The sequence below is a fragment of the Bacillus sp. AFS031507 genome, from assembly GCF_002584635.1.
In the GTDB taxonomy this organism is placed as follows: Bacteria; Bacillota; Bacilli; order Bacillales; family Cytobacillaceae; genus Neobacillus.
Window position 1 is genome coordinate 75,163 of record NZ_NUOW01000006.1, and the last position, 25,609, is coordinate 100,771.

21 protein-coding genes are annotated in these 25,609 nt (G+C 37.7%); 3 read left to right on the top strand and 18 right to left on the bottom strand.

All coding sequences use genetic code 11. The features are described from left to right. Window positions 1-159: 159 nt before the first annotated feature. From COE25_RS07190 to COE25_RS07260, 15 genes are all read right to left on the bottom strand, one after another. On the bottom strand, window positions 160-2,340 hold the full coding sequence (locus tag COE25_RS07190; RefSeq protein WP_098932092.1) for a malate synthase G: 2,181 nt from the start codon (window positions 2,338-2,340) through the stop codon (window positions 160-162). 135 nt (window positions 2,341-2,475) lie between these two features. Beyond that, the gene (locus tag COE25_RS07195; protein WP_098932093.1) at window positions 2,476-3,942 is read right to left on the bottom strand and encodes an FAD-linked oxidase C-terminal domain-containing protein; all 1,467 of its coding nucleotides are present in this window, start codon (window positions 3,940-3,942) and stop codon (window positions 2,476-2,478) included. Continuing rightward, window positions 3,942-5,294 (bottom strand): (Fe-S)-binding protein, encoded by a 1,353-nt coding sequence (locus COE25_RS07200; protein ID WP_098932309.1) that lies wholly within the window; start codon window positions 5,292-5,294, stop codon window positions 3,942-3,944. Before COE25_RS07200 ends, COE25_RS07195 begins: the two co-directional genes overlap by 1 nt. 2 nt (window positions 5,295-5,296) lie before the next feature. Beyond that, the gene (locus tag COE25_RS07205) at window positions 5,297-6,616 is read right to left on the bottom strand and encodes an FAD-binding oxidoreductase (protein ID WP_098932094.1); all 1,320 of its coding nucleotides are present in this window, start codon (window positions 6,614-6,616) and stop codon (window positions 5,297-5,299) included. A 211-nt stretch (window positions 6,617-6,827) separates the two neighbouring features. Beyond that, window positions 6,828-7,979 carry an acyl-CoA dehydrogenase family protein gene (locus COE25_RS07210; RefSeq protein ID WP_098932095.1) on the bottom strand — a complete coding sequence of 384 codons (1,152 nt, stop codon included), beginning with the start codon at window positions 7,977-7,979 and terminating at the stop codon, window positions 6,828-6,830. A gap of 13 nt (window positions 7,980-7,992) precedes the next feature. After that, window positions 7,993-8,469, bottom strand: coding sequence for a MaoC/PaaZ C-terminal domain-containing protein (locus COE25_RS07215; RefSeq protein ID WP_180247432.1), 477 nt, complete (start codon window positions 8,467-8,469; stop codon window positions 7,993-7,995). A gap of 64 nt (window positions 8,470-8,533) precedes the next feature. Next, window positions 8,534-9,277 carry an SDR family NAD(P)-dependent oxidoreductase gene (locus tag COE25_RS07220; RefSeq protein ID WP_098932096.1) on the bottom strand — a complete coding sequence of 248 codons (744 nt, stop codon included), beginning with the start codon at window positions 9,275-9,277 and terminating at the stop codon, window positions 8,534-8,536. A gap of 145 nt (window positions 9,278-9,422) precedes the next feature. Continuing rightward, on the bottom strand, window positions 9,423-10,565 hold the full coding sequence (locus COE25_RS07225; protein WP_098932097.1) for an acyl-CoA dehydrogenase: 1,143 nt from the start codon (window positions 10,563-10,565) through the stop codon (window positions 9,423-9,425). Between the two features lie 175 nt (window positions 10,566-10,740). Further along, window positions 10,741-11,016 carry a hypothetical protein gene (locus COE25_RS07230; protein WP_098932098.1) on the bottom strand — a complete coding sequence of 92 codons (276 nt, stop codon included), beginning with the start codon at window positions 11,014-11,016 and terminating at the stop codon, window positions 10,741-10,743. 38 nt (window positions 11,017-11,054) lie between these two features. After that, window positions 11,055-11,243: an aspartyl-phosphate phosphatase Spo0E family protein gene (locus tag COE25_RS07235; protein ID WP_098932099.1), complete on the bottom strand. Its 189-nt coding sequence runs from the start codon at window positions 11,241-11,243 to the stop codon at window positions 11,055-11,057. Window positions 11,244-11,449: 206 nt separating this feature from the next. Then, window positions 11,450-12,421 (bottom strand): electron transfer flavoprotein subunit alpha/FixB family protein, encoded by a 972-nt coding sequence (locus COE25_RS07240; protein ID WP_098932100.1) that lies wholly within the window; start codon window positions 12,419-12,421, stop codon window positions 11,450-11,452. A 20-nt stretch (window positions 12,422-12,441) separates the two neighbouring features. Next, a complete protein-coding gene (locus COE25_RS07245; RefSeq protein ID WP_098932101.1) occupies window positions 12,442-13,206 on the bottom strand; it encodes an electron transfer flavoprotein subunit beta/FixA family protein in 765 nt (254 codons plus the stop codon). Window positions 13,207-13,596: 390 nt separating this feature from the next. Beyond that, window positions 13,597-15,228 (bottom strand): long-chain-fatty-acid--CoA ligase, encoded by a 1,632-nt coding sequence (locus COE25_RS07250; RefSeq protein WP_098932102.1) that lies wholly within the window; start codon window positions 15,226-15,228, stop codon window positions 13,597-13,599. A 409-nt stretch (window positions 15,229-15,637) separates the two neighbouring features. After that, entirely contained in the window at window positions 15,638-16,618 is a 981-nt protein-coding gene (locus COE25_RS07255) for an MBL fold metallo-hydrolase (protein WP_257208719.1), read from the bottom strand. Window positions 16,619-16,936: 318 nt separating this feature from the next. After that, on the bottom strand, window positions 16,937-17,689 hold the full coding sequence (locus tag COE25_RS07260; RefSeq protein ID WP_098932104.1) for an SDR family NAD(P)-dependent oxidoreductase: 753 nt from the start codon (window positions 17,687-17,689) through the stop codon (window positions 16,937-16,939). A gap of 254 nt (window positions 17,690-17,943) precedes the next feature. Here COE25_RS07260 and COE25_RS07265 point away from each other — a divergent pair, with 254 nt between their 5' ends. Next, a complete protein-coding gene (locus tag COE25_RS07265) occupies window positions 17,944-18,858 on the top strand; it encodes a LysR family transcriptional regulator (RefSeq protein WP_098932105.1) in 915 nt (304 codons plus the stop codon). A 310-nt stretch (window positions 18,859-19,168) separates the two neighbouring features. Here the strand turns inward: COE25_RS07265 and COE25_RS07270 are convergent, their stop codons facing one another. From COE25_RS07270 to COE25_RS07280, 3 genes are read right to left on the bottom strand one after another with little or no spacing between them, the layout of a single operon-like run. Further along, entirely contained in the window at window positions 19,169-19,999 is an 831-nt protein-coding gene (locus COE25_RS07270; RefSeq protein WP_098932106.1) for an alpha/beta fold hydrolase, read from the bottom strand. Window positions 20,000-20,013: 14 nt separating this feature from the next. Continuing rightward, the gene (locus COE25_RS07275) at window positions 20,014-21,726 is read right to left on the bottom strand and encodes an alkyl sulfatase dimerization domain-containing protein (protein WP_257208739.1); all 1,713 of its coding nucleotides are present in this window, start codon (window positions 21,724-21,726) and stop codon (window positions 20,014-20,016) included. Window positions 21,727-21,768: 42 nt separating this feature from the next. Further along, on the bottom strand, window positions 21,769-23,028 hold the full coding sequence (locus COE25_RS07280) for an MFS transporter (RefSeq protein WP_098932108.1): 1,260 nt from the start codon (window positions 23,026-23,028) through the stop codon (window positions 21,769-21,771). A 528-nt stretch (window positions 23,029-23,556) separates the two neighbouring features. Here COE25_RS07280 and COE25_RS07285 point away from each other — a divergent pair. Together COE25_RS07285 and COE25_RS07290 are read left to right on the top strand one after the other, a co-directional pair. Beyond that, window positions 23,557-24,477, top strand: a complete 921-nt coding sequence (locus COE25_RS07285) for a LysR family transcriptional regulator (protein WP_098932109.1) — start codon at window positions 23,557-23,559, stop codon at window positions 24,475-24,477. A 332-nt stretch (window positions 24,478-24,809) separates the two neighbouring features. After that, window positions 24,810-25,589, top strand: a complete 780-nt coding sequence (locus tag COE25_RS07290) for an alpha/beta fold hydrolase (RefSeq protein WP_098932110.1) — start codon at window positions 24,810-24,812, stop codon at window positions 25,587-25,589. Window positions 25,590-25,609: the final 20 nt, after the last annotated feature.

Genomic DNA, 25,609 nt, shown 5'->3' on the forward strand with positions numbered 1-25,609 from the left:
TTTCCTTTTCCAGCAGGCAACAACCGTTTCGAAAGTGGCTCCCCATCAGCTTTCAATATTATTTTTCCTATAATTGTATTAATAGACTCAATAAAATAATTAGGTTTGACTTAGGCATTCTATTGATTAGAATGCCCCTGATCATCACAACTCCAAATATTATCGTTTAACCGCATACTTTGCTTTCGCTTCTATACGTCTACGATGAAGAATTGGCTCAGTGTAGCCATTTGGCTGATCAATGCCTTTGAAAATCAAATCGCAAGCTGCCTGGAATGCTACCGAGTCGTCGAAGTTTGGCGCCATGGAACGATAATAAGGATCTCCAGCATTTTGCTGATCTACTACCTTGGCCATGCGCTGCAATGTCTCTAGGACCTGCTCAGTTGTGCAAATGCCGTGGTGAAGCCAATTAGCCAAATGCTGACTGGAAATCCGTAATGTGGCTCGGTCTTCCATGAGACCCACATTATTGATATCCAATACTTTAGAGCAGCCAACTCCCTGGTCCACCCAGCGAACAACATAACCTAGTAGAGTTTGACAATTGTTGTCAAGCTCTTCCTGGATATCCTCAGGGGTCCAGTCAGGGTTTTTAGAGACTGGAATTTCTAAAATTTCTTCAAGTAAGTCTGCCGTCTGATTGAGCTTTTCATTCTGTACTTTTCGTACATCCACTTCGTGATAGTGTAAGGCATGCAATGTTGCTGCAGTTGGTGATGGTACCCAGGCTGTATTAGCTCCGGTTTTAACATGGCCGATTTTTTGCTTTAGCATTTCATCCATTAAATCCGGCATTGCCCACATTCCTTTACCAATCTGCGCCCGGCCCATGAAGCCACTTGCAAGCCCTGTAATTACGTTCGATTGTTCATATCCCTGCAGCCATTTTGAAGATTTCATATTATTTTTACGAATCATTGGACCAGCTTCCATAGAAGAATGAATTTCATCCCCTGTTCGGTCAAGGAACCCAGTATTAATGAAAACTACGCGGTCTTTAACTTGTTTAATGCATGCCTTTAAGTTCAAAGTGGTTCTGCGTTCCTCATCCATAACACCGATTTTAAGTGTATTACGTTCAAGTCCAAGCAAATCTTCAACCCTGTCAAAAAGCTGATTCGCAAAAGCGACCTCTTCAGATCCATGCATTTTGGGTTTTACAATATATACAGAGCCTTTTGCCGTGTTTTGATAGGGGCCATTTCCTAGTAACGTATGTTTAGCAGCAAGGGCCGTGATGACTGCATCCAAAATCCCTTCCTGAATTTCATTGCCGTTTTGATCCAGAATCGCGCTATTAGTCATCAAATGGCCTACATTTCGCACAAATAAAAGGGAGCGGCCATTTAAAGTAATTTCTTCTCCAGCAGGAGATAAGTAGGTGCGATCAGGATTGAGTGTGCGTGTTATCAATTTATCGCCTTTTTTGAAAGTGGATGATAAGTCTCCAATCATTAAACCTAACCAGTTTCGATACACAAGCACCTTGTCTTCTGCATCTACCGCCGCAACAGAGTCTTCGCAGTCCATAATAGTTGTAACAGCTGATTCTAGCAGGACATCTTTAACGCCAGCCTTATCCGTTCTACCAATATGATCGTCACGGTCAATTTGTATTTCAATATGGAGTCCGTTATTTTTTAGCAAAATAGCGGTTGGGTCTTCCGGATTTCCGAGATAGCCGACAAACTTTTCTTCATCCTTCAAACCTGTCGCAGAACCGTTGCTTAGAGACACGATAAGTTTGCCATCGGCAATCGTATAGCGAACTGCTTCCCTGTGAGAATAAGTTAGTAAGGGTGCTGCTTGATCAAGAAAATCCCTGGCAAATGCGATTACTTTTGTGCCGCGGACAGGATTGTAATCACCTTCACGATATGCATCATCTTCCTCACTGATTGCATCAGTGCCGTATAGTGCATCATACAGGCTTCCCCAACGGGCGTTAGCTGCGTTAATCGCATATCGTTCATTATTTACCGGTACAACTAATTGCGGGCCGGCCTGAAGAGTGATCTCATCATCCACTCCAGCTGTAGTAATCTCAAAATCTTCTACTCCCACTTCTAGATATCCAATCTCGGATAAAAAGGACTTATACGTATTGATGTCAAAGTTTTCATTGTGTTCGCGGTACCATGAGTTAAGTTTGGCTTGAATGTCGTCACGAACAGCTAATAACTCTTTGTTTTTATGTGTTAAATCGTGGATTAACGCTTCGAAATCAGACCAAAACTTCTCATGATCCAAGCCGCTCCCTGGAAGAGCTTCAGAATTAATAAATTCATAGAGTTCCTCGTCCACTTGGAGTTTCCCTTTTGTTACATAGTTTGTCATAGTACAATTCCTCCTATAATTTCATTGAGAGCTATGGTTAGAAAAAATTTGTGCAAAAATGCATTGTTTGTTATTACGAAACACCGTTTCAGTGTTTACTAAAAAAAATGATGGTATTGTTATTCATTATCAAGATTATAATGAACGTGCCGTTTCTTTTCCTTTTAAGTCACTCTTGATTTCCACGCAACGTCCCGGCATCGGGAATAGTTTTCCTCCATTTAATAGATTATGAGGATTAAAAACTTCACGAATATCTGTTTGAGCCATAATTTCATCATCTGTGAATACGAAACGCATTTCTTCTTTTTTCTCAATACCGACACCATGTTCACCGGTAATGGTACCCCCCACATCAGCACAAACTTGCAGACAGGCACTTCCAGCTTCTAAAGCCTTTTCACTTTGGCCAGGAATTCTAGCATCGAAAAGCACTAACGGGTGAAGGTTTCCGTCACCTGCATGAAAAATATTCGCGATCCGGAGTCCAGATTCTTCGCTAATTTTATTAATTTTGCTGAGAACTTCCGGCAGCCTGCTTCGAGGAATAACACCGTCCTGTACTAAATAATCTGGAGAAATCGCCCCCATTGCACCAAATCCCGTTTTACGGTTCGCCCACCATCTGCCTCGCTCAGCCTCATTCTGGGCCGCTCTGACCTCACGGACGTTTCTGTTTTTGCAGACATCCAAGATTTGATTTATTTGCTCATCCAATCCTGCTGCTATCCCATCCACTTCAATAAGCAGTACTGCTTCAATATCTCTTGGGTGACCTACTGGGAACGCTGCCGCCTCCACTCCCTCTATCGCTGTTTTATCCATCATTTCCAGTGCTGCAGGCACAATTCCAGCTGAAATGATATCAGAAACGGCTTGACTGCCATCTTCCACTTTATCGAAATAAGCCAACACCGTTTGTTTTGCTTCTGGGTTCTTCAGAATTCGGACCGTTATTTTGGTCACAATCCCCAATGTCCCCTCAGAACCTGTTAACAGACCAAGCAAATCATATCCCGGTGCATCAGGAATGCCATTATCTCCAATTTCAACGATTTCACCATTTGGTAAAACAACCTCAAGGCCAAGGATATGGTTCGTTGTCACACCATACTTAAGACAGTGAGCACCTCCAGCATTTTCGGCGACATTTCCACCGATGGTACAACAGTACTGGCTTGAAGGGTCCGGAGCATAATAATAGCCTTTATCAGCAATTGAGTTCGTCAGCTTCAGATTGACAAAACCAGGTTCTACAACCGCACGTCTATTCTCGAGATCCACACTTAACAATTTCTTCATTCTAACTAAGCTGATAACAACCTCTTCATTTATAGGAATAGCCCCTCCGCTCAGGCCCGTCCCAGCACCACGGGCCAGAAAAGGCAATTGATTGTCAGCACAATATTTAACTAGCGCTGCCACTTCCTTTGTGTTTTTCGGGAATACAACAGCTTTTGGCAAATGCTTATGTAATGTGAAGCCATCACAATCATAAGCGATTAAGTCTTCCTTATGGTAAACGATGGAACAGGCATCCCCTACAATGTTTGCAAGATTAATAATATGCCGATCCTTTGTTTTGATTCCTTTGACCGCCATTATTGCCCCTCCTTACCGTCCTCTTTTTGATAAGCCCAATCCAGGAGTTGAATGGTATGCACTATTTTTTGGTTTCTGCCGTGCTTTTGCACGCCCATAGCCATCTGGAGCATACACCCAGGGTTACCCATCGAGATCATTTCAACATCCTCAGGGACATTTTCCATTTTGCTATCGAGTATAGCTGAGGCCATTTCCGGATTTGTTATATTGTAAATTCCTGCACTTCCACAGCATCTGTCCGAATTTGGCATATGCACCATCTCTACTCCAGGTATATCAAGCAAGATATCGCGGGGTTCCTGGCGTACACCCTGTCCGTGTGCCAAATGGCATGCATCATGGTAGGTAATACGTGTGTTTAATTCAGCTTTTGGTTTTTCGTATCCTGTGTCATGGAGGTATTTCGAAATGTCTTCGACCTTTGCCGCGAACTTTTCTGCTTTTTCATGCCACTCAGGATCTTCTCGGAACAATTCCGGATATTCTTTTAGTGCACACCCACATCCAGCTGCATTGACAATAACCTTTTCGGCATCTTTAAATGCTTCAATATTTTGCTTTGCCAGTTTTCTACCTGTTTCACGGTCACCTGCATGTATATGCAGTGCTCCACAGCAGGTTTGGTTTTTCGGAATGATCACGTCATTTCCGTTTCGAGTTAATACATTAATCGTTGCTTCATTAATATCACTGAACATAACATCCATGACACAACCGGTTAAGAATGAAACCTCATTCCTTGTTTTACTTTTTGCTTTAATGATGTTTTGATTTTTGTACTTTTTACGAACCGGCTCGTTCACCTCTGGCATAATCGCTTCCATGTCCACTAAATGCTGGGGCATGATATTGATTAGCTTAGTTTTTCGGACAACCTTTTGTATACCGCTCTTTTGATAGAATCTTAGCATGCTTCCTAGTGAATTCAGCCGGTTTTGATGTGGGAACAATCCTTTCAGGAACACCTTGCTTACCATTCCTTTCAGTCCTGTAAGCGGTATAGCCTGACGAATCTGGCCACGCGCTTCCTCGATTAGTCCGCCAACGTCAACATCTGCCGGACAAGCGGTTGTACAGGCACGACAGTCAAGGCAAGCGAAAACAGGATCCATAAATTGCTCGTTGACAGCGATTTTACCCTCTGCCACTGATTTAATTAAATGAACCCTTCCGCGGGGGGAATGCTGTTCTTGGCCTGTCAGCTCATACGTCGGGCATGATTCCAGGCACATGCCGCAGTGAACACAATCTGCCCATTTGTTTTCATCCGGGTGATCTTTCATGAGAAAATTACTTATACTAGGAGTACACGCCGCCTCTTGCTTTAAATCGGCTACCTTTATCCCCATCATTAAATTCCCCCTATAAATCTTTTAGGATTTAGGACTCTATTTGGGTCCACCTTGTTTTTAATTCCTTCTATCAGGAAGAAATACGATGGCTTTTCACCCCAAACGTCTACATTCTGTCGTAAAGCAAAAGGCAAATGGTTTACTACGGCGTATCCCCCCAACCTTGTATCCGTTTCTCTAACTTTTTGGATGGCGGAAACGATATCCTCTTTTGCTCCCTTCAGGTTTAGCTGACACAAACCATGTCCTAATCCACCGTGGGCTTCTACCACTAAATTATGAGATTCGCCCAGGAGATGGATATCTTTTATTACATGCGTTACATCAAGGTTTACTACGCCAATTTTCAAAGAAGCCGAAGTTACATCGCTTCCATCTTCCAAGGAATTCAAGCTATTGGAATAAAATTGGTTCCAAAACGTCTGCGTTTCTTGTGGGGCGAGTATTCTCATTTCTGCCTGTTCTGGCAGAATACTTTTTATAAAATTCTCTTGATACCGTACAGAGGTTTCAACATCCTCGAGTCCGATTGCTAAAGTGAAGAAGCTTTGACCTGTCAATTTTTCTGAAAGTGTTGGACTTAGCAATTCAAGAGTGACTGGTTCCATCATGGAATCCAAAAGATTAGTGGAAAACGCCCGGATTTTCTCAATATTTCCTTGCGGGAACATTAGTAATAATAGACTTTCATACTTAGGCAGTGGACGAAGCTTTAAAGTTACTTCAGATATAATTCCCAAAGTACCCATTGAACCTATAAATAATTTGTTCATATCATAGCCCGCCACATTTTTTACAACTCTTCCACCGGATCGAATGATTTTACCATCGGGGTACACTATTCTTAGCCCAATGACTGTATCTCTGGAAGATCCATAGCCCAGCCGCTTGGGGCCGCTTTCATTGGATGCGATAACGCCGCCTATCGTAGCTGAATCCGGCATGAATGGGTCGAGTGAAATCTTTTGTTTATACTTTTCAAGGTAATCCTGTAATTCTTTAAAGGTTGTTCCAGCTTTTACGGTTAACGTCATGTCACCTACAACATGTTCCACGATGCCCTTATAGTTAGTAAGAGAGAGTAATATATCGGCTGACTCGGTCAAGCCGCCATACCCTCTTTTCGTTCCATTGCCTTCAACAAATACACTTTTCCCTTTTTCGTTGGCATATTTAAGAACGGCTGCTATTTCTTCCTCTGATCGCGGATAAACGTTCACACTGCTTGTGTTACCCAGCGGATGATTTTGCTCACCTTCTTTGATTCGCTCTACAGGTACAATTGCCTTTAATTCTGTTAATAGTTCTGCAGTAATCAAACCCAACACTCCTTAAATGTTGCGCAATAAGAAATAGCGTTTCAACTTTAATACAAAAAAATCACATTAGTCGAATTTTCAGTTCAGATGATTCCTGAATGACATAACTCTATTAAATAGATCTTTTTTTCTACAAAATTTAAGTGCACCTCATATTTGTTCCACTCTCTGAGGTTTTGCTAATTAATTTTACTTATAGAATAAACTACGATCATGAAAAAGCTGATATTCCTAAAATTTCTCTACCTATGATTAATTTTTGCATTTCATTTGTTCCTTCTGCGATTGTAAAATATCGAATATCGCGGTAATATCGTTCAACAGGGAATTCTTTCGTGTATCCATACCCACCGTGTATTTGTAAAGCTTCTTCAGCTACTTTTAATACCTGATCAGTGGAGAAGTATTTGGCCATTGAGCATTCCACTTTGCAGGATTTCCCTTGATCCAACAAATGGCTGGCTTGAAGACCAAGTAAACGCATAGCGCTTGTCAGGGTTACCATTTCACTGATTTTTGCTTGGATTAGTTGAAACCCTCCAATTGGTTTTCCAAATTGAACCCGTTCCTTCGCATACTTTACCGAAGCATCCACACATGCTTGGGCAATTCCAGTAGAAATGAACGCAACCATTGCCCTTGCGCTATTCAAGAATTTAAGACCCTGCCTTAATCCATCTCCTACTTTTCCAAGCAAATTTTCTGCTGGTATCTCGCAATCTTCAAAAATTAACTCTGCAAATGGACAGCTGGTGGTTCCCATTTTTTCAATCGGTTTCGTTTCATAATGAGAGACTCCTTTTTCAACTATAAAAGCTGCAATTCCTTCATTTCCTTTGGATTTATCTGTTTGCGCGATGACGATACCGATTTCACCTTCTATCCCGTTGGTGATAAACATTTTCGACCCATTGATAATCCACTTATCTCCTCTTAACTCTGCCCGTGTTTGAATGCTGGAAGTATCCGATCCAACATTAGGCTCAGTCAGGGCAAAGAAGCCAAATTTTTCTCCTTTAAGTAAAGAGTCTAAGAATTTTCTTCGCTGATTTTCAGTACCATATTCATAGATATGTGTCAGTACCGAATTGGTAAGTCCAACAGTTGCACGTAAGGATGGCCAAACTCTGGATAATTCTTCAATCATGGTAAAATAGGTGGTGTAATCTAGCCCAAAACCTCCTGCCTCTTCTGGAAGAAGTCCTCCTAAATAGCCAAATGGCACTAATTGTTGAACAATTTCCTTCGAAACAGCTTTTCCTGATTTCTCATAGCTATCAACCATAGGTAAGATTTCCTTATCTAAAAATCTTCTAACGGTATCCTTTATCATTATTTGCTCATCAGATAATACTAGAGACATTTCATTTCCTCCTTTATATTTTTTGTTTTGGATTATTTCTTAAAATCAACATGGGAGTAGTCCCTTCTTGGATAACCTTTCCCCTTTGGTTGATCACTTTCCGTTTAAAATAAACAATTCCTCTATCAAGCTTACTTGTTTCTTCTTTTCCTACAATTTCAATTTCAAGATGTATGGTATCTCCGAATTTAAGAGGACCTAGAAATCTCCAGGAATTAATCCCCAAAAGGGTTATTAAGGACTCCGCCATACGCCTATTCAGGTCCGTCCTTGTGAATAACCCAGAGGATACCGTCAATCCAAGGAGACCATGCGCAATGCGTTCTCCAAAAATGGAATCTTTAGCATACTCACTATCAACATGAAGGGCATTGTAGTCACCAGATAAGCCAGCAAAATTTACAACATCTGTTTCCGTGATTGTTCTAGCAGGAGATAAAAATCTTTCTCCTACTTCAAAATCCTCAAAATATAAGGTCTCCTTTGACATCGTTATCCTCCTCATTACCTGTTTCAAATATTCCGCTTATTAAGATGCTTCCACTAACACTTGATCAACCAAATCTCCCACCGGAGACGTGTAAAATATCCCCCGAGATATAAGCTGCATCATCAGATGCAAAAAACAAAACGGCATTCGCTACATCTTCAGGTAATCCAATTCGTTGAATTGGTGTATCTTTCTTTTGCAGCTCTTTAATTTTTTCATATTTGGGATGATTCTTTAGCGCATCCGTTTCAATCAGACCGGGTGCTACCGCATTGACATTAATATTGTTCTTACCTAATTCTTTTGCCAGTGATCGTGTTAGACCTACAATTCCTGCCTTGGCAGAAGAGTAGTTTGCTTGACCTGGATTTCCTAGATAGGCTCGTGATGAAATATTTATAATTTTCCCGTAATTTTGTTCAACCATATGTGCAGAAGCATATTTGGAACAGAGAAATGCACCTTTTAGGCAAACATCGATTACTTTATCCCAATCGTCCTCTTCCATGTCTTTGATGCGCGAATCTTTCAAAACACCAGCATTATTAACGAGAATATCAATTTTCCCATATGCTTCTATTGTCTTTTCAACAATATTTCTTGCATCCTCTGCTTTTGATACATCTCCTGCCACAGCGATTGCCTTTCCACCGCCCTGGAGGATTTCCCTAGCAGTCTCTTCACATGTTTCCTTATTCAAATCAGTTACGGTAACTAAAGCACCTTCTTGAACCAATTTTTGAATAATTGACTTACCAATCCCTTTTCCTGAACCTGTAACAATGGCCACTTTACCTTGAAATCTCATAAATTCCCTCCTCAATTTATTAAGCTTCTTCCTTCCGGTCGAAAGATTATTATTTTTTCAATAGTTTAATTTCATTCTTATAATCCAAGAGTCATAGATTACAGTCCAAATTCCTTCTATTGCTTAACTACTAGTTGTATATACTCTATTCTTTGAGCAAATATCCCCCAATAACAAGACGCTGAATCTCATTCGTCCCTTCATAGATTTGTGTGATCTTGGCATCTCTCATATATCGTTCAACTGGATAGTCCTTTGTGTATCCATATCCGCCAAATACTTGCACGGCCTCAATAGCTACTTCCATTGCGGTATCACCTGCAAACAGTTTGGACATGGCCGACTGCAGCCCATAAGATATTCCTTGATCCTCACGCCAAGCAGCTTGATACGTAAGCAAACGAGATGCTTCGATTTTTGTCGCCATATCGGCTAACTTGAATTGGATGGCTTGAAGATTGCTAATCGGTTTGCCAAATTGGACGCGTTCCTTCGCATATGCGACTGCTTTATCAAATGCTCCTTGAGCGATTCCCAACGCTTGGGAAGCGATCCCGTTCCGTCCACCGTCTAGAGTCTTCATCGCAATCATGAATCCTTCTCCCACTTTACCCAAAAGATTGTCCTTCGGAACCCGACAGTCCTCCATAATCACTTCCGTGGTGGAGGAAGAACGAATGCCCAGCTTTTTCTCTTTCTTTCCTATGGAAAAACCAGGGAAGCTCTTTTCTACAATAAACGCCGTAATGCCTTTATGCTTTAGCTCCGAGTTGGTCTGTGCGAATACGATATAGGTGTCGGCATAGCCTCCATTTGTGATAAAAATCTTCGATCCGTTCAAGACCCACTCATCACCTTCTAAAACGGCCCTTGTTTTCATCCCTCCGGCATCTGATCCTGAACCGGGTTCCGTCAAGCAATATGCCCCCATACTTCTGCCTTCTGCCATCGCCCTCAAATATTTTTGCTTTTGTTGTTCTGTTCCAAACTTGTACACAGGCCATCCGGCTAATGATGTATGTGCGGAAAGTGTTACCCCGATGGAAGCATCAACTCTCGACAATTCTTCTACCGCGATTACATAACTCAAGTAATCAGCACCTGCTCCTCCGTACTCTTCCGGCCAAGGAATCCCGCATAAGCCAAGGTCAGCCATCTTGTGCCAAATCTCCATGTCAAAGGTTTCTTCTTCATCACGCTGTGCAGCAGTAGGCTCACATTCGTTTAATGCAAAATCGCGCACCATTTTTTGCATCATTTTATGTTCTTCAGATAATTGAAAATTCATCTTTGTTACCCCTTATTAATAAATTTTTTTAAAAAAAATAGTATTTTAAAAATTTGACAGAAAAACTTGGAATTCTATTAGACCTAGTGAAAAAATCAAGTAATTTGCGTTCATTCAGTAATCAACCAATTGCCACTCAGAAAATTTCTTTGAGCTATTTACAAGTAATCTAACGCTAAAATGATAGGCATTGTCGAATAACAGGGATTGGTGCAGCACTACGGTTACCTTTTGAAGTAATTATATATTCGAACCTAATTTCCCCATCCAGCTCAATTTTCTCCCCTTCTTTGTAATTAGACGAGCTCTCACTTATGATTGGCAAGAGTTTGATCATAGTCCCGTTTACTTTTATTAATTCATCTGTTTCAATAAATGAAATATTTACATTTTTCTGTAATTTATCATCAAAATAGGATCTTATCTTATAAATTTCTCCTATTATCTTCATCGCTCTTCACTCCTAAAAACTGATTAAGAAAAGACCTTCTAGCGAATTTGCTCCAATTGTTTTAATCTAGGATATTTTATTCTCATGATTTCGTTGAGCACAGAATCTAATTTTTGGCTGATTTCAAGGGTTTTTCGATTAGTTAATCCGTATTTTTTTTCTGATATTTCCAATTCATGTATTAATAGATTGTATTCATTTTCATAATAAAATTCTCTCGGATCCATGATGCCTCTCCTATTGCTACTTAATTTTGATACATGTCACCAACCATTTCCATCTCTATGTTTTTCATATATATAATAGAAGGAAAAAATCCTTACACTTAGAATCTATTAATCTCTTGTTGTTTGAACTTTAATTGGGACCTACATTAAGAAAGTACTTAATATTATTAAAAATAATGGAGTATCACATTATTTGAATGTTCTGTTTAAGCATTGGAAAGTACTTTTTTGAATTCTTCTGTAAGTAACGGAACCACTTCAAACAAGTCTCCAACAATTCCGTAGTCAGCCACCTGAAAAATAGGCGCTTCTGGATCTTTATTAATCGCAACAACAATTTTCGCGTTTGACATTCCTGCTAAATGTTGTATTGCACCAGAAATCCCACATGCAATATATAAATCAGGTGTAACAACCTTACCAGTCTGTCCAATTTGCAAAGAGTAGTCACAATATTCTGCATCACATGCTCCTCGTGATGCACCTACAGCACCATCAAGGATATCTGCAAGTTCTTGAAGTGGTTTAAAACCCTCTGCTGATTTAACGCCGCGACCACCAGAGATGACTACTTTTGCTTCTGATAGATCTACATGGCCTGTCGTTTTGCGCACAACCTCTTTAATAATCGTCCGCAAGTTTTTGATAACTACATTAAAATGTACAATCTCAATCGTTCCGATAATTTCTTCCACAGGTATATTATTCGGCCTTATTGTTGCAAATGGGATGCCGGATACTACTCTCTTTTTCTCAAACGCTTTTCCAGAGTAAATAGGACGAGTAAAGATAACATCACCGTTTTCAACCTGAACATCGATGACGTCGGATACCAGGCCAAGTCCATAACGCGCCGCAATGCGCGGTGCAAGATCCTTTCCAATTGCGGTGTGCGGCATTAGAATCGCATCTGGCTCTACAGCATCAATTACCTGACGCAATGCTTGTGAAAAAGCATCTGTTGTATACACATCTAAGTCTTTGTTGTCTATAATATATATTTTATTTGCCCCATGTTTCCCCAAAACGTTTGCATAATGAGTAGCTTCACTACCAATAGCTACTGCTACGATTTCCCCACCCTCTGCAATAAGGTGTGCAGCGGTCAATGTTTCGAGTGACACGCTTCGTAAGTTTCCAGCTTTAGCTTCTGTCAATACAAGTACTTTTCTCATCATCATTCGTCCTCCAAAATTGGTTAAAGTACCTTCGCTTCACTACGGAGAAGATTAGCTAGTTCCATTACTTGATCCATTAATTCTCCATTCAAGATACGGCCAGCATTTTTTTTTGGTGGAAAATACGTTCCCGTCACAGTCGTTTTTGCTTCTATATCATCTTCAATATCCAAATCTTCAATCTCTAATCGTTCTATTGGTTTTTTCTTCGCTTTCATGATACCGGGTAATGAAGGATAACGTGGTTCATTTAACCCTTGTTGCGCTGTTACAAGTACAGGGAGTGAAACTTCCACTAGCTCTTTATCCCCTTCCACATCGCGCTCGATTAAGGCTGTAACTCCATTAATCTCCATATAAGTAATGGTTGTTATTTGTGGAATATCAAGTTCTTCAGCAAGACGAGGTCCTACTTGTCCAGAACCATAATCAACACCTAAATTACCGCTTAAAATAAGATCAAATTCCAGATCTTTAATTACGGCGGCCAGAACTTTGGCAATGCTGTACTCATCCAATACCTGGTCTTCATTGTCTACAATGATTGCTTTATCTGCCCCCATTGCAAGGGCTGTTCGGAGAGCATTTTCAGCATGTTCTGGTGCGATTGTGATAACCGTTACTTCGCCACCATGTAAATCACGTAATTTTATAGCTTCTTCAATCGCAAATTCATCATAAGGATTGATAATGAAATTGACGCCATCTTCGCAAATGTTGCCGTTTTGAAGAATTATTTTCTCTTCTGTATCAAACGTTTGTTTAATTAATACTATAATGTTCATTTTCTCTGATTCCTTTCTCAACAAACTTTTTAACAACCAATTAATATATGAAAATTAGCTTGACTAAGAAATGTGAGATTCGCCAAGTATCGAAATAGTATGAATCTTTATATTTATATTAATTTTATAGAGTAATTTTTAAAAGTTCAGAAATTAAAAGGTGCGTTAAGTAAATATTAATTGTTAGACATGGGAGGAATATCATAAGAGAAAAAAAATGAAAGGAGCAACGAAAAAAACCTCGTTACTCCTTTCATTTATCTTTCCTTAATCGAAAGTTTAACATGAAAATATAGTTACTTCTTTTACATCGCGATCATGCTCAACTATTCCCACTGAAATTAAACAGAATCCAATTTTTAGAAATACCTGTTCAAATACAACTTATCCTTACTGATTAATCTGCGTTTCATCTTCATCCCTTAATTGCCGGCGCAGTATTTTTCCAACGGCTGTTTTCGGCAGAGACTCTCTGAAGTCAATGATGCGAGGAACTTTATATCTAGTTAATCGTTCTCTGCACCAGTTTTGGATTCCTTCTTCTGTTAACGTAGCTCCTTTTTTAAGAACGATGGCTGCTTTAATCGTTTCTCCGCGATACGAGTCTGGAATACCGTATACACCCGCTTCTAATACTGCCGGATGCTGATAGATTACTTCTTCCACTTCTGCAGGATAAACATTAAAGCCTCCCGTGATGATCATCTCTTTCTTTCTGCCTACAATATAGAAATAGCCATCACTGTCCATTTTTCCGATATCACCCGTATGCAGCCAGCCATCACGAATGGTATTTTCCGTTTCTTCTGGATTTTTCCAGTATCCCTTGGTAACGATTGGTCCCTTAACCAGGATCTCACCGGGCTCACCAATTGGCATTTCCATCGTTCCTGTTGCGATATCCACAATTTTCACTTCTAAATTTGCCATTGGAATACCCGTACTTCCTACTTTTCTTATTCCTGTTATTGGGTTTCGCGTTACCCCGGCTGTCGCTTCCGATAATCCCCATGTTTCCACCATCGGAGCTCCCGTGATTTCTTCAAACTTTTTAATCACTTCAATTGGTAATGGGGCTGAACCACAAATACAATATTGAAAACAGGTTAAGTCATCCTTCTTTAAGTCGGGGTGATTTAGTAACGCTATATACATCGTAGGGGAACCGTAGAAAATGGTCGGTCGCTGTTTACGAATCATTTCTAAAATGTAATTCATATCAAATTTATCAATGAGATATAAACGTGCACCAATAAAAATTGCTTCCAGTAAACTGTACAACCCCATGGTATGATAGAGTGGAGCAAAACCAAGGTTGCAATGTTCCCCTTTCTCAAACACCCTATAAAGACCTGAACCATACCCTATATACTGCATGGAGACCATGTTGGAGTGTGAAATCATAACTCCCTTTGGCCGGCCTGTTGTACCACTTGTAAACGCTAAAAATGCAATGTCTTCCGGTTCAACGTCTCTAAATAGAAGTTCGGTGGTCTCAGTAGCGATCCAATGATGTAAATTATCTTCTTCTTTTATTTCCTGATCTGCCGTAATAAAGATAACTTCATCCGACAACTCGATTTTCTCTAGCTTCTCCTTTTGATCTCGGAAGGACACTATACCTTTTGACTCTGAATTTCGTAGGATATGATCCAATTCTGCCGGCTGATAATTAGGATTGACCTGAACAACGACACCGCCTAAGCGTTGAATGGAAAAGAAGGCAATGACATATTCAAGACAATTCGGCAACATGATCGAGATGCGATCTCCCTTGCGAAATCCCTGCTTATAGAGAGCTATGGAAACACGTTCGCAATTATTTTTCAACTCGGCAAAGGTAAGTTCTCTCTCTCCATCCACGACAGAAATTTTATTAGGATACTTGTATGCTGACTTTTCCAGGATGTCGAATATCGTACTAGACGGTACTTCAACACGATGCGGATCTCCTTCTGGATAAGAAGCAAGCCAAGGTTTACTTAAATAAATTGAGCCTTTATTCTGAATTTCTTTATTCATATATACACCTCAATATCTTATTATTTTTCATTCATATGGGTTTAAGAGTTCTAAATTTTGTAAGCGCTATCATTTTCTAACCAAGAACGATACCTTTTTACTCCTAAACTTCCCCCTCTTTTTCTAAATTGAAAAGATTGTTTAATTAGATTCAGAATTAAATGAATCTTTATAATAGTATGATATTTTTATTTTATAATTTAATAAAGATTTAAAATCCAAAGGTACGTTTAGAAAATATTAAGGATCATTTTTCAGCATGGAAAAATTTATAAAAAATTAAAATGATTTGGATGTATCTAACTAAATAATCTTACAAACTAATCTAACTATCTTTATATATTAAAAAAGATGAATAAAAGCTAGTAACGTTATCCATTACTAGCTTAAGTCTTGTATAATATAGTCCTCAGATTTGTGTATAGTGCCATACTCCATCTCTTAGCTCTTTCTTCACTTTGTTTGACACTTCCAAATAGTCCACATGACCAATTATTTCGGACATAACTAATTCGAACTCTTTTTGATACTTATCCTTATAATAGGTTCGTGCCAGTTGGTCAGCTGATGAAATTCCACTTACGATTAAGTTCAAAATTTGATCTGATTTTTGATTGATTTTCTTTAGTCTTGTTGTAATTAAGTCTTTAGGATTGGAGATAAGTTGTCCATGTCCTGAGAATATTGTCTCTATATCGAGATTCAGACATTTTTCAAGTGATTCGATATATTGAACTAAGGTTAATAACCGTGTACCTTCTTTATCAGGTTCAACGAGTGCGTTACTAGACATATGGCCAATAAGAAGGTCCCCTCCAAATAGCCATTTTTCCTTTTGATTATAAAAAACCAAGTGATCAGGTGAATGTCCTGGTGTTTCTATAACTTGTAATCCAGCTTTGGTATCTGATTCATTAAGCGGGATAATATCAGTATGAATTGTATAATTTTCTCTTGCCTTTAACGATTTTTTTATTCTTTCAATATTTTGTATTCCCGTATCACCACATCCCATTTCATGATAAAGTTGTTTATAGAACTCTATCCATAATGAAAGAGTTTCTTTGTCCCGTTTCAACCATGGGATGGAGTCTGAATGTGCATAGACAGGGATTTCCCTTATTGAAAGTATACGGTTTATTAATCCAATATGATCCTCGTGCGAATGGGTGAGAATGATTTGGGTTATATCATTTAGAGAAAATCCATACTCAGATAAAGTGTTGTTAAATTGTTCCCAACACTCATTTGAATCCAGACCTGCATCAATTAAGGAAAGGGAATTGCCATCCTCCCATAAATAAAAATTAAAACTCTTAACGCTGTACTTTGTAGGAACTGTAATCGGATAAACTGAAACTCCTTTTTGTAAACTATTCAATGGACTCACTTCCCTTGTTAAAATAGGTTTATGGGGCTTAGAAAAAAATAATTTGGATTTATATCGCATTACTAACATTCATTTTGACAGTAAATAGTAGGAATCTTTATAATAATGATAATTTTATGATTTATTTTAATAAAGCATAGAAAACAAAAGGTGTGTTAAGAAAATATTAATGGTAGAGATAATTTGAGAAAATCCTGAAGAATTGTAAAAACAATTCTAAAGCAAGATATAAGCTCACGTTTCCATCTACTTTCCACATTAAAATACATAATGAAGGCATCCACTTAATAGTGGATGCCTTCATTTGTTTTTTTCGTCCTATTTAAAAGATGCATATCCATCATCAGCCAAAATCGTGCTTCCGTTAATCGCAAGTGCTTCTTCTGACGCCAAAAATGCTACAACATTTGCGATGTGTGATGGCGGAGTGAATGCTTTCGTCATTTGTTTATGTGTGAATTCGTCCTCACGACCTATTGCTCTGACAGGGTCGTAAATTGGCGTGTCAACTACACCAGGAGCGACACCGACTACACGAATACCATATGGTGCCAATTCTAACGCAGCAGTTTGCGTCATTAATCTCACTGCACCCTTCGATGCATTGTAACTAAAGGTGTAGGCATTCGCTAAAAATCCAAATACGGAGGATGAATTAATAATCGTCCCCTGAATCCCTAACTCACGCATTTTCCTGCCTGCAAGTGTAATTCCGTAATAGACTCCATCTTGGTTCACTTTGATAATCTTTTCATACGTTTCTGGATTTAGCTCAAGTAAAGGTTTACCAAATGCTATACCCGCGTTATTAAAAATGGTATCGATACGGCCAAAGGTTTCAACTGTAAAATTAATCATATCTTCGACTTGTTGGAAGTCGGTAACATCTACTTTTTTAAATACCGCATCTCCGCCTATTTCTATAAGCATTTCAACCGTTTCATTTCCTGCAGTTTCATTAAAATCTGCTACAACAACTTTGGCACCCTCTTCGACAAATTTTAGACATGTTGCCCGGCCAATTCCACTTCCTCCACCCGTAATTACTGCAACTTTATCCTTTAATCTCATTTTGACCACTCCTTAAACCAAATTTTCATTAGAAATATATTCTTATAAGACATGTAGTCTGAAGGAAAATTCATAAAATTCAAATTGATATCCACCTTTACATATATGATAATTTTATAATATACTTTTTTAAAGTTAAGATATTAAAAGTTACCTTAAGTAATTATTATGTTTGGAATTAAGCAGCACTGTTCGTAACAGAATAGTATACAAATCAAATTCAGAATAAAGAACAGAGTATTAGGGGTGAATCTTTGCGTATCGAGCAATTCTTATACATAACGGAAATAGCAAAAACTGGCTCAATTGCAACTGCGGCTGAACGACTTTATGTATCTTCACCAGGTATAAGTCTTGCAATCAGCAGTTTAGAGGAAGAACTCGGAAAAAAGATATTTGAACGCTCTAGAACTGGATTAGAACCAACCGAAACCGGAAAAAAATTAATAATAAAAGCACAAGAGATATTAAATTGTATAGAGGAATTTAAACAGGAGGCAAAAGGTGATTCTACGGATATCGAAGGACAGTTATCCATTTCAGCAGATCCAGCCATTTGCAGGAGTATCATCCCTAAAACATCGGCTGAGCTTAATGCAAAATTCCCAGGAATTACTCTTCAAATTAAAGAATCAACATCTCCTCAAGTTCGAAAAGACGTTTTGAATGGTGATGCGGATATAGGACTAGTCTTTAATCTTTCCTTTTTTCATGAAGAAAATCAACTGCTTACATCAACACAGATTATTGATAGCTCAATGATGCTGTGTTTTAGAAATGATTCTGAATTGGCTAGTAAAGACATTCTTACCTTGGAGGATATACATAAATATCCAATTGTTGCCAACTACTTAAGTGATAATGACAGAAAAAACTTTCTCACTCAAGTGTTTGGAGAATATAGCAATCTTAACATTCTTGTTTCTTCCCAAAATTCTGAAACTAAAAAATATTTTATTTCACAGGGATTGGCAATCGGATTTGAACCGGACATAGTGATTAAATCCGATCCGTTTTATCAAAGAGAAGATATTATCGTTAAACCTGTAAAAGGAATTGATTTGAAACTTTCCTATTATTCTATTCGATTAAAAAGCAAATTTCTTTCTGCTGCAGGTAAGGAATTTTTAAAAGAACTTCAAGTTCAAGCTAAAAATATCAAAGAATAAAAGTAAAATTAAGAATAATTAACTTATATTTCTTAATTTAAAGAAGGGATTCACGTTAAAGAACCCCTTCTTTTTATTTAGTTATCCATGATCGTTCAATCAATTTTATAATTCAAATACGTTAAAAAAGCTAACGAGTTCCTTTTCATCTTCATTTGATATTACTTAACACCATTTCTAACATGTAACCCGAATTCTTCATTTAAGACGGTAAACTTAATCCTCCCACTTAAGAATTTTCCCTATCATATTAACAATTTAATATATCGGATATGCAGGTCTTACTCCTCTGACTGTTCTAATTCCCTAATTAATTTTCAAAAAACTCTATTAAAAGCTCATTTAATTTTTCTGATTGATCAAGCGGCACCCAATGACCGCCAGACAATCTTTCATATCGCCATGGTCCATCAATCATTTCACTGGATTGAAGCATTTTTGCTTCTGTTAAAAAAGGATCAAAGCTACTCCAAATTCCAAGTGTTGGTGACTTAATCTTTGGTTGGACCCCCTTATGTAAAAAGGCTTTCATTGAGCTGTTTGCTCTGTACCAATTAAGTGCTGCTCTTAATGCACCCGGTCTGGCTAACTCATTAATCCATTTTTCTTGTTCACTATGATTTCGGCACCATTCTCTGAAAAGTTCCCAATTATTTCTAGTTAAAAATTCCTCGGCGTAGTGTTCTGCCTGAAACATAAACACATACCATGATTTTTCTAACTGATCAATTTGTATTTGGAATCTTCCACCTGGATGGCCAACAGAAATGGGAACATATTTTTCAACTACATCCGGAAATAGGGAAGTAAATGCCCAGCCCAGCAATGCCCCCCAATCATGGCCAACTAATCGTATACGATCAACGTTTAATTCTTTTAAGATTCCTATAACATCTGAAACAAGTAACTTCAAATTATAGGCTTCAATCTCTTGTGGCTTGTCCGATTCACCAAAACCCCGTAAGTCTGGAGCGATAACTCTGTAACCGGCATTAACCAAGGTTTGAATTTGATTTCTCCATAAGAAGGAGGAGTCGGGAAATCCGTGGAGTAGTAGTACAGCCGGTCCCTCGCCTTCGTCCACTACATGAAACTGAAGGCCATTTACATGTATCTTTTTTCCTTCTAATGCATAACTCATCCCTAATTCCTCCATTAATTATCGATTATTATTTCATCAAACATAGCTATGAAATTAGTCACTTCTACTTTACTGCCTGTTATTATCGTAATATTGCCCATCGTTAATGCATTCTCAAGTGTAATTTCGCAAGTTAATAGTTGAGCCAAATCTTTACCTGTTGTTTGAATCGTAAAATCAGGAGTAATAGAGCTCGTATTGAAATTTACGACTTCGGCTAAACCTTTTCGAACTTGTAGTCCAATATCAACGTTCGAATCTGTTAAGCTAACTCGTAACACTTGATTTACATTTTCACTCTTCACTGCGTCTAATTTCACTCTAAGGAAATGCATAAAAGCTTCAGGTGTAAAATTACTTAGGTTTACAGATTTAACCACTCTTACATTTGGGCTAATTTTTCCTTCTAGTTCATACACTTGAGTTAAATAAAAGTTTCTTGTTATGGCAGAAGTAGTTGTTTCAGCAAGCTTCCTTAATGCAAGTGCTTTTATTTGACGAGCTTCCTTATGATCTGGATCTAATTTTAATACATAAGTAATTAATTGGGCCGACCATGCAAATTCATGATTATCATATGCTTGTTGAGCTTCTGCTAATACTTTTTCGAGCCCGCCAAAGCCCTTTATGATTTTCTCCGCTTCTACTTTTTTCGAAACTGGATGAATCGTTGCTGTATCATTCCCATACCACCCGATTAAATAAGCATAAGTCCCTCTCACATAGTTTGCCAATTCACCATAAAATGGTTGTAAAATCGGACTATTCTTTAAGTGAGAAGGCAATTTAACAAACTCCACAATCTCTTCTGGAGAAAGTCCTAGATTGATTCCACGAACCGTTTGATCGTATACGAATTGCATTCCATCGTGGTATTCTTCTATTGCTTTTTCTGATTCTTTTAATCCAAAAATAGGCACCCCATGAACTCCAATAATATGCGTTGGTTTTAGGGCGCGCAGTTCCTTTATACTATTAATCCAGTTTTTCGGATCGCGAGTATCTCCTCTTAAAGCTCCAATGTTAGGAAACGCCCCCCAAAGAACATTATTAATAGCAACACCCTTATCAGGTAACCAGACGATCAGTCCATCATTTGTATCTGTAATGGTAGGGATTAATTCAATATTAATTCCGTCAATTTCAATTTTACTTGCCTTTGAAACGGTACGATTCGGTTTTACGTATCCCCTTGTTTTTCCTTTTTCAAAATCAACAAAATAGGCACCAATCCCTAAATTCGGAAAAGCATCAGGACTTTTTGGCGGAAGAAACAGTCCAAATTGGGTATATGCTTTTTTAGTCTGGATTTGCTTAAGATCCGCATTATTAGCGGTAAAATTGTGATCAACTAGGTCATGGCCCCAAATTTCAAGTGAATCTTCTTGGCCTTCAGGAACATAAGCTCTTGTACCCACTGTATAATGCCAATGTGTGTAAATAATGGCTGATACTGGTTTATCTGTTATTTTTCTAAACTCTGCTAAATGCTCTTCTGCTTCTTCAATTCCATCCCCTGTATCAACAATAATCATCCCATTTTTGCCTTCGATCATGGTTGTATTCGCAAGGCCGATTCCGATAACTTGATACACGCCATCCGTAATTTTCACTATCCGTTTTTCAAAATTTTTCGAATGATCAATTAGCTTCGAATTGGCCACCTCACCTTTTGGGCCGATCTTTGTTGCAACTTCATTAATATTGCTTAATTGATTTTTAGTCATTTCCACAATTAGACACCCCTTTATTGAAATTAAAAAATGATATTAAAGTGAAACAGCATTATCGGTTGTTTGAGCCACTTCAGCAACAGTCTCATCTGGCCTGCAAAAGAGAATAAATAGTAGTCCAGCCAAAAGCATCAATCCAGCAATATAAAATAATGCATAATGGAAGCCAAGAACTTTATTGGGACCCGCCAGGTTAATAAGAAGTCCAATAACGATTGGTCCAATGATCCCTGCTATATTTTGAAAGGATGTTCCTAAACTAATTCCGAATCCTCTCCTCGATGGGAAAAGCTTAATCATAATTTGTGGAACAATAGAAACTATTGTTGCTACACAACCAGCTGATAGGACAAATAATCCTAATATCAATAGGTTAGATTGGGCGATTGTAGAAAGTAAATAGCCGAGTGCTGCAACTATTAAACTAATTCCACCGACAACAACACGAGATGTATAGTAACTCTGACTTTTTTTGAAAAGATAATCAGAAAATCTAAGAATAACTATACTTATAATCAGACCGCCTACTCCTACTGCAACGGATGCAAGGCCAATTTGTTTATTGGTTAATCCGAGTATTTGCCCAAAATATAAAGGTTGAAAAACTGATGTCCATGCAAGTCCCCCGAATGCAGAGAAGCCCAAGAATAAAGATAATAAACAAGAACGTGAGAATATGGTCGATGATACTTCAGACCACTTGAACTTACTTTGAGTGGGAATCGGCTCGTCCCAATCTACTTTTGCTGGTTTCTCTTTTCCTAGCCACATCCATAAAACCGCCCAAACAATACTCAAAATACCAGTTGAGGCGAATGCTCCACGCCAGCCAAAATCTTCTATTAATACTACGAAAAGTGGTGCAAATACTACTGCTCCAACTATGGCACCACCATTAAAGATGGATAGGGCCAATCCACGAGAATTCGGATGAAACCATTTGCTTAATTGACTCATGGATATCGGTCCATGTGGCCCTTCACCTACACCTAACAAAACTCTGTAAAGAATAAGTAATGGTAATCCAGATATCGCAAAAGCTCCAAATTGAAGAACAGTCCAAGAAAATAATAAAATGGATAATGCCTTCTTAGTCCCAATTCGATCTGACCATGCACCGCCTAATACACCAGCAATACTAAATAACCAAAAAAAGCTGCTACCCACAATACCCCATTGTGAATAAGATAAATTAAATTCTTTCATAATTGGCTCAGCTGCAAAGCCAAGAATCGACTTATCTGCAAAATTAATCATTACACCAAAAAACATAAACAAAAGTATTAGCCATCTCATTAAGAATTCCAGCCCCTTTTCGTTGTTGAAAACATTTTGTTTCTCCTTAATTTCCAATTCTTATTAACGATGATGTTGAATGCACCCCAGAATACCTACAATCATTTTGATAATTATCGATTTTTTCATTCACATGCACTAAACATTAGAAAACTACTACTTCTTTATTTGTATTTGCGGGCTTTTTAATAGTAAATTCAATACAACCTCCTCTAGCATGCAGCCCATAGCACATATGATTACCAAGATTCTAAATTATAAGAATCTTTACATTTGAATAATAATTTATTAACCAAATTTTATAAAGTTTAGAAATTTAAAGGTATGTTAAGTAAATTTTATGGATAGACATTGGCAGGACTTCATTCCTATAATTTCCCCGATAGATAAGGCATTGTACTATAAATAGGCAGTAGATTATATTACTCCACTGCCTTTAAATGACATTGATATCGTATAATATATTAAATAAAATAAATATTATTAATATATTTTACATGAGTTTTATTTATGTAAGGGGTCGATAGCATGAATATTGAACAACTTGAGTACATAGTTGAGGTTGCCAAATGTAATTCACTAACAAAAGCTGCTGAATTACATAATATTACACAATCTGGAATTAGTCTTTCTATTACCGCATTAGAAAAAGAGCTTGGACTTAAAATATTTGAGCGTTCTAGGCGAGGAGTATTTCCTACTGAGGAAGGAAAAAAAATTATAAATAAAACGTTGGAAGCATTAAATAAAATTCAGGAAATCAAGGATGAAGCGTATTTTCAAACTAATTTAATGAAAGGAGGAATAAAAATAGAGGGTATTCCCGGGTTCATGCCTTCTATCATTCGTACGAAAACCTTTCTAAAAGGTAAGTATCCTAATCTTAATATCGAAATTACTGAAAAAGGATCATTTGAAATCATTGAGGACTTCCGTCAAAATAAAATTGATGCGGGATTTATTGCAGTGAGGAAAGATGCCCTACAGGGAGATATCGGTATCGCGTTTGAACCTTTGTTTGAAGGAAAATTGGTCGTTTGCATAAATAAAAATTCTCCACTTGCAAAGGGGGGGAAAATTCATCCTTTAGAACTAAAAAAGCAAACTTTTATTTTATATAACGATGATTATGTAACTGGGTTTATGAAGGACTTTACAGAAAAATTCGGAGATGTACATGTATTATTCAAAACAAATAACGCCATATCTATTGAAGAAGCTTTGACAGAAGGCTTAGCACTTACGATTGGACATGATTATTCATTTTTGAACTATCCTCCTGTTTTAAGTGGGGATTTAGTTATATTAGAAGTAGATCCATATCCACAAGAACCGATTTATTTTGGATGGGTGAAAACTGAAAGCGATAAGCTATCTTTAATATCTAAACAGGTTATTCATTTATTTAATCAGGAATATAAAATGAATTTAAAAAATGGGACTTCTTAAGTTAGAGGTTTCTTTTTTTTTTTTAATATAGATTGCAAATCTAGTAAAAGGAATTGTTTACTTTTGATTATAGAGCAAATACGAACTACCATTTATTGGCTATTTTTTCAGAAAATTTAGAATTTTATTAATTCTAACTTGCTATCCCTTAAAACTTAATATACAATTACCAATATATCTGTTTTTCACATATATGATTTTTTTAAGTTGTATGATTAATAATGCATCTATGCCTCAAATACTTATAAAAATCTCACCTCTGAATTAACAATGTTTTAAATTTTTGCAAAAAGGCATAAAATGAAACAGCTCAAAATCAGGAGGTAATAAGTATGAAAGAAACTGTAATTAGTCATCATATTGATTTAGGTAGTGGCGAGCCGTTGGTTTTTATTCATGGATTTGCAAGCAAAAAAGAATCATGGACTCATCAGTTTTCGTTAGCAGAAAAATACCGAATCATCGCAGTGGATTTACGAGGTCATGGAGAATCGAACATTACAGAAGGAATTTCAATAAACCAATTTGCTAAGGATGTCATTGACTTATTGGACCATTTAAACATCGAGAAAGCCCATTTTTGCGGTTTATCCATGGGCGGAGTGATCACACAGGAGATTTATAAACAATTTCCAAAACGGGTAAAATCAATGATTTTGTCAAATACAACTTCTGTATCACTACCTTCCAGTCTTAAGTTTTTATCACCTAATAGTTTCAAAAATATTGAAACGATTGATGAAAGCTTCCCAATCAAGGAATATCAAAAAGCAGTTGCTACTAAATGTGTTTATAACAAAAGCAACACGGGGCTTGTTGAAGAAGTAGTGAAAATAGGCATTGATATAAAGCCTGAGACAGCAACAAAAACCATTAAACAGATTTATGATGTTAATTATCTGCCGATGTTAGCTTGTGCAAAAGTTCCAATACTAGTTATTGGCGGCGCATATGATGAGGCACTACCAGTTTTATTCGCAAAACAGACCTATTTAGCCACACTTAAAAAAGCAGACTTTGTAATCATTGATAAAGCTGGTCACATGCCGCACATTGAATGTAAAGAAAAATATAATGAAATATTAGAAAGATTTTTAAGTAAAGTTAGTTAAATTAAAATTGTAAAACGTAT